This window comes from Reyranella soli (genome assembly GCF_007992495.1).
GTDB classification, from domain to species: domain Bacteria; phylum Pseudomonadota; class Alphaproteobacteria; order Reyranellales; family Reyranellaceae; genus Reyranella; species Reyranella soli.
Map to the genome: position 1 here is coordinate 271,304 of NZ_BKAJ01000004.1, position 12,982 is coordinate 284,285.

General features: G+C 66.8%; 14 protein-coding genes. 3 read left to right on the top strand and 11 right to left on the bottom strand.

Annotated elements, in window-relative coordinates; all coding sequences use genetic code 11:
* Positions 1–52: 52 nt before the first annotated feature.
* A complete protein-coding gene (locus tag RSO01_RS01995) occupies positions 53–1,513 on the bottom strand; it encodes a multicopper oxidase family protein (protein WP_147145616.1) in 1,461 nt (486 codons plus the stop codon).
* A gap of 107 nt (positions 1,514–1,620) precedes the next feature.
* Between RSO01_RS01995 and RSO01_RS02000 the strand changes: the two genes are divergently transcribed.
* Positions 1,621–2,559, top strand: a complete 939-nt coding sequence (locus RSO01_RS02000) for a lactate/malate family dehydrogenase (protein WP_147145618.1) — start codon at positions 1,621–1,623, stop codon at positions 2,557–2,559.
* Here the strand turns inward: RSO01_RS02000 and RSO01_RS02005 are convergent.
* The gene (locus tag RSO01_RS02005) at positions 2,549–3,643 is read right to left on the bottom strand and encodes an amidohydrolase family protein (protein WP_147145620.1); all 1,095 of its coding nucleotides are present in this window, start codon (positions 3,641–3,643) and stop codon (positions 2,549–2,551) included. The two genes, RSO01_RS02000 and RSO01_RS02005, sit on opposite strands and share 11 nt — an antisense overlap.
* Before the next feature lie 116 nt (positions 3,644–3,759).
* On the bottom strand, positions 3,760–4,857 hold the full coding sequence (locus tag RSO01_RS02010; RefSeq protein ID WP_147145622.1) for a hypothetical protein: 1,098 nt from the start codon (positions 4,855–4,857) through the stop codon (positions 3,760–3,762).
* A 78-nt stretch (positions 4,858–4,935) separates the two neighbouring features.
* Between RSO01_RS02010 and RSO01_RS02015 the strand changes: the two genes are divergently transcribed.
* Complete coding sequence (locus tag RSO01_RS02015) at positions 4,936–6,303, top strand: outer membrane protein (RefSeq protein WP_147145624.1); 1,368 nt, start codon at positions 4,936–4,938, stop codon at positions 6,301–6,303.
* 11 nt (positions 6,304–6,314) lie between these two features.
* Complete coding sequence (locus RSO01_RS02020) at positions 6,315–6,761, top strand: DUF2141 domain-containing protein (RefSeq protein ID WP_147145626.1); 447 nt, start codon at positions 6,315–6,317, stop codon at positions 6,759–6,761.
* 3 nt (positions 6,762–6,764) lie between these two features.
* On the opposite strand, the gene RSO01_RS02025 is transcribed toward RSO01_RS02020, so the two are convergent.
* From RSO01_RS02025 to RSO01_RS02060, 8 genes are read right to left on the bottom strand one after another with little or no spacing between them, the layout of a single operon-like run.
* Entirely contained in the window at positions 6,765–6,959 is a 195-nt protein-coding gene (locus RSO01_RS02025; protein WP_147145628.1) for a hypothetical protein, read from the bottom strand.
* Positions 6,956–7,159, bottom strand: a complete 204-nt coding sequence (locus RSO01_RS02030; RefSeq protein ID WP_147145630.1) for a DUF6496 domain-containing protein — start codon at positions 7,157–7,159, stop codon at positions 6,956–6,958. Before RSO01_RS02030 ends, RSO01_RS02025 begins: the two co-directional genes overlap by 4 nt.
* 54 nt (positions 7,160–7,213) lie before the next feature.
* Positions 7,214–8,182 (bottom strand): hypothetical protein, encoded by a 969-nt coding sequence (locus RSO01_RS02035; protein WP_246157946.1) that lies wholly within the window; start codon positions 8,180–8,182, stop codon positions 7,214–7,216.
* 44 nt (positions 8,183–8,226) lie between these two features.
* Positions 8,227–9,078 carry a hypothetical protein gene (locus tag RSO01_RS02040; RefSeq protein WP_147145632.1) on the bottom strand — a complete coding sequence of 284 codons (852 nt, stop codon included), beginning with the start codon at positions 9,076–9,078 and terminating at the stop codon, positions 8,227–8,229.
* Positions 9,079–9,127: 49 nt separating this feature from the next.
* A complete protein-coding gene (locus tag RSO01_RS02045; protein WP_170302790.1) occupies positions 9,128–9,712 on the bottom strand; it encodes a hypothetical protein in 585 nt (194 codons plus the stop codon).
* 18 nt (positions 9,713–9,730) lie between these two features.
* Positions 9,731–11,446, bottom strand: coding sequence for a gamma-glutamyltransferase family protein (locus RSO01_RS02050; RefSeq protein WP_147145636.1), 1,716 nt, complete (start codon positions 11,444–11,446; stop codon positions 9,731–9,733).
* A gap of 45 nt (positions 11,447–11,491) precedes the next feature.
* Positions 11,492–12,379 (bottom strand): alpha/beta fold hydrolase, encoded by an 888-nt coding sequence (locus RSO01_RS02055; protein WP_147145638.1) that lies wholly within the window; start codon positions 12,377–12,379, stop codon positions 11,492–11,494.
* A gap of 46 nt (positions 12,380–12,425) precedes the next feature.
* Complete coding sequence (locus RSO01_RS02060) at positions 12,426–12,968, bottom strand: ester cyclase (RefSeq protein ID WP_147145640.1); 543 nt, start codon at positions 12,966–12,968, stop codon at positions 12,426–12,428.
* Between the last annotated feature and the right edge of the window lie 14 nt (positions 12,969–12,982).

Below are 12,982 nucleotides of genomic sequence, written 5' to 3' on the forward strand. Positions count from 1 at the left end.
CGCGCGGTCCGGAAGAACATGATCACGAGCGGGCCGGAGGCCCGCGCTCCCATCAATTGAACCCGCGATAGACCACGGTCGCGAACATGCCGGCGGCCATGTGATAGAGGTTGTGGCAGTGGAAGGCCCATATGCCGGGATTGTCGGCATCGAACACGACCCTCACTGTCGTGCGTGGCGGCACCAGGACGACGTCGCGCACCGCACCGGCGAAGGCTTGGCCATTGATCTCCGTGACCTGGAAGGACGGGCCGTGCATGTGCATGGGATGCGCCATCATGGTGGTGTTGCGCATCACCAGCTCGACCCGTTCGCCCTTTTCCACGGTGACCGGCACGCCTTCCATGCCGTGCACGGCCATGCCCCAGACATAGCCCGACATGTTTCCGGTGAGATCGACCGGCACGGAGCGATCGATCGGGCGCGAGGGTAGCGGCTGGGCCGCGCGCAGCTTCATCTCGTCCATCAGGCCGAGCGCCGACGCGGCTGTCTCCGCCATCTCCGGAATCTTCGCGACCGCCGCACCGCGCGGGCGCAGGATCACCCCCGTCTGCTTGGTGAGCCCTTCGCCGCGCGCCAGCACCGGCAGCGCCGAGCCATCGGCCGGCAGGCGCACCACGATGTCGACGCGTTGGGCGATGGCGAGCGGGAACTGGCGGACCTTCATCGGCACAACCGGATTGCCGTCGACGGTCAACACCGTGCCTTCGATGTTGCCGAGCTCGATCATGAAGTTGGTCGAGGCCGCCGCGTTGATGATGCGCAGCCGCACCTCCGCGCCTTTCTCGACGTCGAACACCTGCGGATCGGCCAGCGTGCGGTCGTTGGCCAGGAAAGCGTCGTAGGTCACGTCGTTCAGATCCATGCCGCCACCGGACGGCATGTTCATCCCCGGCATGTTCATGCCCCCGCGCGACATGTTCGACATGCTCCCCGTCATGTTGCCCCCCGTCATACCCATGGCCGCCATCGGCTTGGGCTTGCGCAGTTCCTCGAAGATCAGGCTGGGCTTGGTCCAGGAGAAATCCTCGAGCAGCATCACGACTTCCTGCAGGCCGCTGCGGATGGCGCTCTGCTCGCGCACGATCAGTGGTGCGGCCAGCAGGTTCTGCTCCTGCAGCCCGAAGTGCGAATGCATCCAGCGCGTGCCCGCAGGCTGGGCCGGGAAGCTGTAGTCGGCGAACTTGCCGGGCGCGATCGGCGGGCCGGAGATGTAAGGCACGCCGTCCTGCCGCCACGGCGGGTTGAGCCCATGCCAGTGCAGACCCGACAGCACGTCGAGCCCGTTCTCCAGGCGCACGTCGAAGGTCTCCCCTTCATTCAGGGTGATGCCCCACACGCCGGAAGGCTGGAAGGCGCCGTAGCGCGTCGCAGGCTTGCCGTTGACCTCGATCACCCGGTTGATCAGCCGCAGAGTCTTGCGGCCGCTCGCCTGGGCAAGACCTTGCGTCGAAGGCAGGCCGGCGGCGAGGCCCGCGGTTGCAGCGAGCAGCGTACGACGCGACAGATGCATGAGAAGTCTCCGGGAGCGCCCGTCGGACACCTAATATACCCCAGGCCGGGCCGGCTTTGTTGCACATCGGCAGGCCCGCAGACATGCTGGCGATGGAGGGCAAGGCCATGAAAATGGGCATCATCGGCGTCGGCTCCGTCGGGTCGGCGATCGCCATGGCAGCGGCGTCCCGGGCGCGCGTGCGCGAGGTCGTGCTGGTCGACCGCAACCGTGCCCGCGCCAAGGCGGTGGCAACCGACATGCACTACGGCGAAGCGCTGTCGCCGCTCGTCACCATCCGCGACGGCGACTATGTCGACCTGGCCGATGCCGGCCTCGCCGTCATCACCGCCGGCATCAACGAAAAAGCGGGTGGCGCCACCGACCGCAGCGATCCGGCCGGCCGCCTGCGCCTGCTCGACGCCAACGTGGCTGTGTTCCGGGACATCGTGCCGAGGCTCGTGAAGGCAGCACCCCAGGCGGTGATCGTCGTCGCTACCGATCCGCCGGAGCCGCTGGCCGACGTGGCGCGCCACCTTGCCGGCCACGATCGCATCGTCGATGCCGGCACCTATCTCGACAGCCTGCGCTTTCGCCTCCACATCGCCGAGCGGCTGGGCGTTGGGCCGGACAGTGTCGAGGCCAATGTTGTGGGTGAGCACGGCACGTCGAGCGTGTTCCTGTGGTCGTCCGCCCGTATCGGCGGCATGCCGGTGCGCGAGCTGCTGGGCCGCCGCAAGATCGAGTTCGCCACCTTCCGCAAGGACGTCGAGCAGGACGTGCGCTTCGCCAACATCACCATCATCGAAGGCATCGGCGCCAGCCAGTACGGCATCGGCATGGTCTGCGCCCGCATCGCCGAGGTGATCCTGGGCGACGAGCGCGCAGTCTTCCCGGTCGGCTCCTACAATCCGCGCTTCGGCACGACGGTGTCGCTGCCGAGCATCGTCGGCCGTCAGGGCGTGATCGAGGTTCTGGAGCCCGAGATGTCGGACGACGAGCGGCAAGGCCTCGAACGCGGCGCCGCTCGCCTCAGGGAGACGGTGGGCAAGTACCTCAGCCGTTGATGTTTAGAAGCTTCGCTGCCGTGCCGCCCAGCACCGCGACCTTCTGGTCGTCGCTGAGCGAATCGCAGGCGAAAATGTGGTCGACCGGCTTCAGCTGCCAGGGATAGGGATAGTCGCTGCCCAGCACGATCTGGCTGGCGCCGACCTGGGCCGCGAGATGGCGGATGGCTTCGGGCGAGAAGATCAGCGAATCGAAGTAGAGCTGCTTCAGGTACTCCGTCGGCTTCTTCTTCAGGGCGACATCGGTCTTGCAGCCGGCCGGACCCACCATGCAGGCATGGTCGGAGCGATCGGCGTAGGAGGGCAGGTAACCGCCGCCGTGGGCGGCGATGACCTTGAGGCCGGGGAACTTGTCGAGCGTGCCCTCGAAGATCAGGTGCGACAGGGCGATCGTGGTCTCCAGCGGATTGCCGATGGTGTTGCCGAGCCAGCCGTTGCCGGCCAGTCGCTTGCTGATCTCCGGCACGCCCTGCGGATGGATGAACAACGGCACGCCCAGCTCCTCGGCCTTGGCCCACACCGGATGGAACTTGGGATCGGAGAATTCGGTGCCCGCCACGACACCGCCGATTGCCGCGCCCTTCAGTCCTTGCTTCTTCACCGCGGTCTCGAGCTCCTGCACGGCGAGGTCGGGCGCCTGCAGCGTGAGCGAGGCAAAGGCGGCGAAGCGATCAGGCTGGGAGGCGCAGAGCTCTGCCAGCTTCTCGTTCTGCAGCTTCACGATCTGGCCGGCGAGCTCGCGGTCGCGGCCGTACCAGAAGGGATTGATCGACAGCACCTCCATGTCGACGGCCTGGGCGTCCATCGCCTTCAGGCGCTTGTCGACTTCGATGAAGGCCTCGGCCGCGCCGTTGACCGGCGGCAGCTGCACCGCGGCGGCGTCGGCGCCCAGCAATGCGCCGGCTTCGCGGAAGTGACAATGTGCGTGCACGTCGATGGTCTTGACCTTCCGTCCGTTGACGGCGACGGGCAGGGTGCGCGACGTGCCCTGCGCATGCGCGCTCTCGAGCAGGCCGCAGCTGCAGAAGACGATTCCGGTCGCGGCGGCCGTGCCGCCCTTGAGGAAGTTTCGGCGTGTGGTCATGGGGCGTCCCTCCAAGGACTGGCCGGCGTTTCTCGCCGGTACGCCGCCGACTCTAGTCCCGCCGCGCTACCCATGGAACGCGCGGCGCAGAGGTCACTTTGTGATATGCAAATCTGTCAGGGCGCGTACGACAGGCCCGGTGTGGCACCGCCATAGCCGCTGCTCAGCCGGCCGTTCCAGCCGAAACCGACATAGCCGCCGGCGGCGTCGTAGAGGTAGTCGAAGCCTTCGAGGAACATGCGGCCGGTGTTCACGAACACACCGCGGTCGTGCACGACCTCGACCCGTTCCGGATGCATGGGGTTGCCGCGCGCGCCGACGGTGAAGCCGAAATAGGCCGGCTGCGGATTGCGCTGGTCGGGCATGAAGAGGGTGATGCGGCTGCCCTCCGGCGCGCGCCGGCCGCGCTCCAGCCCGGTGCCTTCGGGCGGCGACAGGAACATGTAGTTGATGCCGGTATCGACCAGGACCGTGCCGTTGCCTGTGACGCCGTTGACCGAGACCGCCATGGGTGCGGCGCTCCATTCGGGCACGCCGGGCCGCGACGCCGGATTGGCGGCGAGCTTGATGAAGGCGAAGCCGCGCGTGCGTTCGGCCGACATGCCGAGATGGATGCCGTCGCGCGTCACGAGGTAGCCCGGCCGCACCGATGACAGCGGCGCGCCCGAGGCCAGCGAGACCAGGCTGACGAAGGGATTGCGCGGCACGCCTGGCTCAGTGCCCTGCGCGCCGGTGCGGTCGAAGCCCACGCCCATGAAGGCGACGCCGCGCGGGTTGTTCTCTGGCCGGCAGTCGCGCGCCCGTTCCAGGCAGGTGATGGACGAGACGCGCAGCACCTGCACACGCGCCGTGGCGACGGGCGTGTATTCGTCACGCTGGATCTCGACCTCGGTGGTGTAGCGATCGCCATTCAGGATGCGGCCGCTCGAGTTGTAGATCAGCCGACCGGGGCCTTCGCTGATGTCGTTCGGCCCCGGCGTGAAATGCTCGGCGGCGACGACGATGCCGGTCGAGCCGGTATCCATGCCGAAGCGTATCGGCCGGCTGCCGCGTAGCTTCAGCCAGACATGCGGGACGCGATCCATCGCGATCGGCCCGTTGGCGAAGGGGATGTCGAGCGTCTTCAGGCCGCGATACTGCGTCGAGGGTCCTTCCTGCGCGGCAGTGGGGTTGGCGGCAAGCAATGCGGCAAGCAAGGCGGCGGCTGGGACCATTTCGTGAGCCAATCTCATAAGTTGCGACCCCCACTTCTCTTTTAACTTCAACTACGGTGTGCTAGTTTGCCGCGAACCATGAAGAGAGTCAGCCTACTCTTGAGTGCAGCGGCCGTGGTCGCCACTGTGTCGTGTCCGCTTGGTGCGCAGACGCTTCCGGTCGCCATTCCCGCCAAGGATTTCGGTCCAGTGTGGACTGGCTTTTATGTCGGTGCTGCGTTCGGCGCCGGCGGCACGTTCAATCGGCTCGACACCGGTGGTCCTGGTCTGAACACCAACGCCCACGGCGGCGGTCAAAGCGGCGTCCTGGGCTCGATCTACGGCGGCGTCGACTATCAGATTACCCAGCGCGGCCTCGTCGGCCTGATGGCCGAGGCGAGCTACGCCGGTTTCAACGGCTCGGTCTCCGCGAGCGTTCCCGGCGCCTTCGCCCAGGTCAATCAGAACACCGGCTTCGGCTGGGCGGTGCTTTTGCGCGCCGGCTTCCTCGCCGATCCCTCCACGCTGCTCTACTTCACCGGCGGCTACGCCGGTCAGATCATCAACACCAACGGCACCGCGACCGTACCGGGCGGCACGGCGAGCTTCTCGACCAACAATACGATGAACGGTTGGACCTTCGGTCCAGGCTTCGAGACCATGCTGACCAACAAGCTGTCGGCCAAGCTGGAGTACCGCTATAGCCAGTTCGGCCGCCAGACCATCGGCAGCACTGGCATTTCGATGGAGCCGTCGACGCACGCGATCCGCGCCGGCCTCAGCTACCGTTTCGGTGGTCTGGGAGTGGTGTCGTCCGACCAGTCGTTCACCGGCAGCTCTCAGCCCTTCAACTGGACGGGCGTCTATCTCGGCGGCGCGGTCGGCGGTGGCATGGGCTTCGCTCAGACCAACTCTTCCGCCGGTTCCGCTTCGACCAGCTTCAACAGCGGCAGCCAGGGCCTGCTCGGCGGCTTCTTCGGCGGCGGCGACTGGCAGTTCTCCCCGCAGGCGCTGGTCGGTGTGATGGCCGACTACACGTTCCAGGGAATCACCGGCGGCATCAATCTCAACGCGCCCGGCGGCAGCGCCTACGCTACGGCGGAACAGAACCGCCAGTGGAGCGTGATGGGCCGCGTGGGCTGGCTGGCCGTGCCATCGACGCTACTCTACGCGGCGGGTGGCTACAGTCAGCTCAATGTGCGGGCATCGGCGGGTGCGTCGCTCGGCGGCGCGACGGTGTTCGCCCAGCGCGACACGAGCTTCAGCGGCTTCACGGTCGGGCCGGGTATCGAGACGGCGGTAACCGGCGGCTGGACGACGCGCCTGGAGTATCGCTTCAGTCAGTATGAGCAGAAGGAAGTGGTGCCGGGCGTGACCTACCAGCCGTCGAACCATACGATCCGTGCCGGCATCGCGTACAAGTTCGGAGTCGGGGGTAAGACCGTGGCCGCCGAGGCGGCCAACTGAGAGGGGGCACCATGCGTTCGAGGATTTTGACGGCAGCGATCGTCATCGCTGCAGGGTTTGCGGCGACCTCTGCGCAAGCACAGCAGGGCAACACCATCAATGTCGTGGTGAGCGGCATCAAGGACAACACTGGCAGCATCCGCTGCGGCTTGTTCAATTCGGCCGATACGTTCCCCAAGGACGACAAGAGACTGATGGGCGTCGAGGCGCCGATCGCCAACGGCCAGGCGACATGCACGTTCACGAACGTTCCCGCTCCCGGGACCTATGCCGTGGCCTACTTCAAGGCGGCGCCCGGACAGACGAAGATGAACACCGGATTCATGGGCATGCCGCAGGATCCCTACGGCTTCTCGCGCAATGCCACGATCGGCATGGGTCCGCCATCCTTCAATTCGGCGGCCTACGCCTATAACGGTGGCGCGGTGACCTTTCCGGCCACCATCACCTATCCGTAAGCGTCAGGTGCTCATCCCGCCCGGACCTCGCTTGGGCTTCGACCCTTCGAGGTCGGCGTTCTGGCTTCCGGGCAGCGCCGCCTTATGACGACGGCGCGTGCGCGGCGGTTGTGGCTGCGGTACGCGCTGCGGCTCATTGCCGGGCTCGAGACGCTCCTTTTCCCGCGCCTGCTCGTGACTGATTGGGCGCGGCTTCATGACTTCTTCTTCCGCGCGCTCTTGCGCTTGGGCACCTTCTTGCCCTTCTTGCGGGCCTCGCTGAGCCCGATGGCGATCGCCTGCTTGCGGCTCTTGACCGTGCCGCCCTTGCCACCTTTGCCGCTCTTCAGCGTGCCCTTCTTGCGCCGGCGCATGGCGCTCTTCACGTCCTTGCCGGCGCTGCTTGAGTATCTGGCCATGGTTCCTCCGTGGAACTGCTCCCGGGCAACGCATCCCGGCCACGGAGGATGCGCTCATTCGTGGGCGTGCGGCGGGTTGCCCTTGAGCCGATAGACCACGCCGGTCTTGGTGGCGCCGAGCTGGATCCAGTCGCGCGCCTCCGCCTGCAGGGCCAGGAAGAACGCTTCACAGCGCCCGAGCGCTTCGTCGGTCAGCTCCTCGCGGCGGCGGAACTTCAGCTGGAAGGCGAACTCGCCGATCAGCGGCGCATGATCGCCGCGATTGCGCCACAGCGCGACGTTGCACATCGCCGACATGCGGTTGCCGAAGTCGAGCATGCCGATGTCCTGCAGCACTTCCTCGACAATTGTGCCGCCGACCAGCTCGGCGCGCTCGTCTTTCTCCCAGGGGATCGACTTCAGCGCCGGCAGCGCGTCGGCGATGCGATCCATCGACATGCGATCGCTCATGATCGCGCTTTCCATGTGGAACTCGACGTTGTGCGAATAGAGCATTCGCATGCCGCCCAGCCCGTCCTTCAGCGGCAGGGCCTCGGCCTTGAACTTGATGCGGTAGTCGCCGGTGATGTGCGGCCGCATGTCCAGCTCGGCCGTCTTCTGCGGGTCGGTGTGGCGGAACTTGAAGACGATCTCCGGGATGCCGACCGGGAAGCCGTCCTGGTAGGGGATGCGGCGGCGCAGGATGAAGGCGTTGTTGTACAGCCGGAAGTCATGGGTATCGACAAACAGCACCTCGCGGATGGCGAGCGGCCGCTCGGTGAAGGTCACGGGATCGAAGAGCACGCCGGTCGCCCTGGCCGGCCGGCGTAGCACCTTGGCGAAGTCGAACAGGCTCTGCCGCGAGGTGAAATGGTTGGGCTTGAGGATCAGCTTGCACTCGAGATAGCGGATCTCGTCGTAGGGCAGGCCGTCGGCATATTTGCCGGCCTTGATGGCCGGCAGGTGGTGTACCCGGATCGCGGGTTTGGCCACCGGCTTGGCGACGTCCTTGCCTTTGGTCTTGTCCTTGGTCTTCTGGCTCATGGAACTTCCCCCTGCTCGCCCCGACTATAGGCGGGAACGGGGTGTCATGGCTCGCATTTTGGCAGCATGGCGCCCGGACATTCGATATCGCCGGCCGTGCGGACGATGAAGCGACCCATCTCGTAGCCCGGCAGCGACGGCTCTACGCCGTCATCCATTGCTGCCAGCACGACCATGACTCGGCCGCAACCCGGGCAGGCATAAGTCGTCTCGCGGCCGGCCGAGATGGTGTAGCGCGACAGGGGCAGGTGGCTGTTGCAGGTGGCGCAGGTCGTCTTGAGATCGGAGTCGCTCACCGTGGCGCGGCTCAGCATAGCATTCAGCACGTCGCTCAGCGTGATTGCGCTGACCTTGCGCGCGCCCGGCCCGCGCTCCAGCACGGTGTCCAGCATGCGCATCATCTTGCGGCGTAGGCGCTCGCGCTCCTCGGCGTCGGTGGTGCCGCGGCACGACTCGATGCCGGCCAGCACGTCGTGCGCAACCTCCTCGAGCCGGCTCACCGGATCGATCGCGACCGGCTCGAACACGGGGTCGACCATCGACAGCGCCTGGTAGGCCTCCTCGATGCTGCGTACCAGGATCGGCTCCTCGCCCTGCCTGAAGAGCCGATGGGCGGCGAAGATGCGGTTCATTGCCCACAACGGCTCGCGCGGTGCCACGATCACCCGCGCCTGGCCGGGCAACAGCGGCGGCTGGGACGAGCGCTCGACGACGACCTCGATGGGGATGTCGACTGCCTCGACCGCCGAGTAGTCCAGGATGCCGCGTGCCAGCCCGTAGCGCGCCACGAAGCGGGCGACCGCCTTGTCGCGCAACGAGATGTCCGTCACCACGTAGCTGCCGGAGAACCGCGTCAGAAGGACATTGTGATGCACGTCGTGGAGGAGATGGAACACGATGGCCTCTCGCGCATAGCTTGCGCCCGGAAAGCCTGTCCGTCCATCGCTACCAGCGGCCGAACCGGCTGAAGGGACCGAACAACGGGAAGCGTCGCCGCGGCGAGTCGTCGAACAGGACGAGGAACAGTTGGGCGAAAAGCGCCTGCACTTGAGGATCATTCGGACCTGCAGCGTTCGTCCAGGCGGTGGTCTGGGACAGGGCGAGGTCGTTGCGGCAATAGATGGCGAACACGTTGAACGAGCGGCCTACAACCGGTGGTTTATGACGGATTGTACCGGCGCAAACGCTGGCCGCCGTCAGGTCGTTGGCGGCGTCGAACACCAGCACCATGCGGTAATAGGGTCGCGGCAGCTCGGGCGGGTCGGCGTAGGTGAAGGTGAGGTTGGGCCGCGGCTTGGCCGCCTGCATGACGGGCAGCAGCGCGCGCTGCACCTGGACGGCCGGCAGGTTGGGGAAGGGGGCGCCGGCCATGACGACCTGGAAGTCGCGCCCGTCGGTGACGGCGAAGAATTCGGAATAGTCGTAGGCCGGGTCGTAGTAGGCGCCGCCGATCGTGCCGCTGGCGGCGCAGCCGGCCATCAACAAACCGATCAGGAGCTTCGCGAAGCGCACAACGGGCAACGACGTCACCCCGGGGGCTGTGTGCCCTTAACTTACCATGGCGTAGGCGGGCTGGCGGAAGTCGGCGCCGGCGCGCAGGAAGCCGGTGCGGCTGTCCAGCAGGATCGCCTCGACCGAGCAGGCGCGGCGGGTGAGCGCCGGCCACATCTCGACGTCGTGGCCGCGCCGGCGCAGCTCTTCGATCGTGGCCGCCGGCAGGCGGTCCTCGATGTTCAGCCGGCCGGGCAGGTGGGTGTAAGGCGCGAACGAGTTGGGGAAGCTGAAGGTGGCGAAGCGCGGCTGTTCGATCGCCTCCTGGATATCCATGCCGAAGTGGAAGCTGTTCAGGAACACCTGCAGCATGGCCTGCACCTGCACGTCGCCGCCCGGAGCGCCGAACGGCATGACGCTGCCGTCGTCGCGCACGGCGATGGCCGGATTGGGCGTGAGTCTCGGCCGCTTACCCGGCGCCACGCCCGAGGGATGGCCGGGATCGGGCCGCGATTGCGTGCCGCGACCCGACGGCACGATGCCGAGGCCGGGGATCACCGGCGAGCGCCATGAGCCGTCGGAGGGCGTCGCCGACATGGCGTTGCCCCAACGGTCGACGGCGCAGCAGTAGGAAGTGTCGGGCTCGACGACGGCGTCGCTCTTGGCGCTCGAGGCGGCGACGGGTGGCGGCATGTTGCCGGGATAGCGTCCGATGGGCGGCGGCATGTCGGGCATGGCGCGCTCGCGATCGATGGCACTCACGCGCGCCGATACGTGGGCGTCCGACAAAAGATCGTCCATGCCGACATCGACGAACAACGGATCACCGTAACGGTATTCGCGATCGGCGCAGGCCGCTTTCATGATCTCGGTGATGAGATGGATGTAGTCGGGGCTGTTGTGCGCCATCCCCTTCAGGCCACCGGCCGCCTCGATCATGCGAAGCGCCTGGGCCAGCATCGGGCCCTGGCACCATGGCCCGCAGGTGAAGACCTCGAAGTCGCGCCAGCGCACCTGCACCGGCTCCTCGTAGCGGCAATGGAAGTTGGCGAGATCGTCGCGCGCCAGATAGCCGCCGTTCTCTTCGTGATAGCGCACGATGGTCTCGGCGATGTCACCGCAATAGAAGGCGGCGCGCGCCGCGGCGAGACCGGCCAATCGCCCGCGCGTCGACGCCGCGCGTTCCTGGTCGATCATGTACTGCAGCGTGCCGGCGAGATCGCTCTGCACGAAGCGGTCGCCGACCCGCGGCAGCTTGCCGCCGGGCAGGAAGATGGCGGCATTGGACGGCCAGGAGCGATAGCCGTCCTCGTACTGCTTGATCATGGTCGCCATGTACTCGAACACCGCGAAGCCTTCGCGGGCGTAGCGCACGGCGGCACTGGCGACGTCGCCGAACGACATGGTGCCGTAGTCGCTGAGGGCAGTGATCCAGGCATCGGGCGCCGCCGGCACCACGGTGCGCAAAATGCCCAACGGCATCTTGCCGCCATGCTCGCGCATGAAGAGATCGGCCGGGAAGCGCTTCGGCCAGTGGCCGAGCCCCGCGATGGTGACGACCTTGCCCTGGCCGGTACGGATCATGATCGGGGCCACGCCGGCGACGTTGACCTCGTCCGGGTGCAGCACTGCGAGCGCGATGCCCGCGGCACAGCCGGCATCGATCGCGTTGCCGCCGGCCTCGAGGATGGCGAAGCCTGCGGCGGCTGCCAGGTAGTGGCCGGCGGAGACGGCGTGGCGGCTGCCGTAGAGGGTGGGACGTGCGGAAGGCATGGCGGATCCCCTGGGAACGAGGGACTTTACATGCCTTCTCGCACCTTATTCAAAGAACGTGCGCAGTTCGGAGATCGTCTCGCCAGGATTTTGCTCGGGAAAGAAATGGCCGCCGGCAACACCGCGCCCGCTCACGTCGGTCGCCCATTTGCGCCAGATGCCGAGTGGCCCGCCGGCCTGTTCATACCAGCTGTCGAGCGCGCTTTCCTTGCTCCACAAGGCCAAGGTTGGGCAGCGGATGCGGCGGTTGGCGGCTCGATCCGCCATATCCTTCGCGAAATCGATGTCTGCGGCCGCGCGATACTCCTCGCAGATGGCATGGATCGCTTCGGGATCGCTGAGTGCCTCGAGGTAGGCCGACCGCACCTCGGGCGGAAAGCTGGCCGGATCCGATCCCCAATTGGCGAGCGCATCGTTGACCACCGCATGGGGCGCTGCCGCGATCAGCCGTTCGGGCAGCGGCTCGGGCTGGGCCAGCAATGACCACGGCCAGAAAGCCAATGCGAAGCGGATGTCGGCTCGGCTGAAGGCCTCGCCGGTGGGAATGATATCCAGAAGCGCCAGGCGCTCGACGCGGGCCGGATGGTCCAGCGCCAGGCGATAGGCGACACGTGCGCCGCGGTCGTGGCCCGCAACCGAAAAGGTCTGGAAACCGAAGGCCTCCATCAGTCGCACCATGTCCACCGCCATGGCGCTCTTGGCGTAGGGCGCGTGGTCGGGCGTCGAGACGGGCTTGCCGCTCCTGCCATAGCCGCGCAGGTCGGCGCAGACGACGGTGAACCGCTCGGCCAGCGCCGGCGCCACGCGATGCCACATCGCATGCGTCTCGGGAAAGCCGTGCAGCAGCAGCAATGGTCGGCCATCGCCTCTGCGGCGCGCGAAGATCGTGGTGTCGCCGACATCGAGCTGCACGGTGTCGAAGCCATCGAACATGGCATGACAACCGCGCCAGAAGGCCAAGGGTTGCGGCCAAGGGCTGCTAGATGGGCTTTCCCGCGCTCGTGCCCCAGCGGGTCATCAGCCCGTTGCTGGGCAGCGCATTGTCCGCGACCTTGCGCGCCGTCTCGATGCCGGCGACCGGCAGCCCTGTGGGATCGAGCAGTCCGACCTGCACCAGCACCGAGGCCTGGTCCCAGTAGATGTGCTCATGCGCGACCTTGTCGCCCTCGAAGCGCACGATGGCGACCAGCGGGACTTCGACGCGCTTTCCGGTCGGCGCGATGCCGGGCAGCATCCAATCGATCTCGCTGGTGTGCGTGAAGGAGAAGATCAGCTCGTCGACGATCTGGTCGGCGCCGACGGTGCGGCTGATCGGCTTCAGCTCGGTGTCGGGCGGATTGCCGCCGATGAAGTGGTACTTGTAGAAGCGCTTCAACTGATCGTGGCCGACGCCGCCGGTCATGGTCGGCACGTGGTTCACATAGGGCCGCTGCACCATGGTCGCCATGGTGGCGTCGACATCGCGCGTCTCGAACTCATGACGGCAATGGGTTTCCCAAAGGGCGACGAGATCGGCTGGCATGGGCGGCTGGCTCC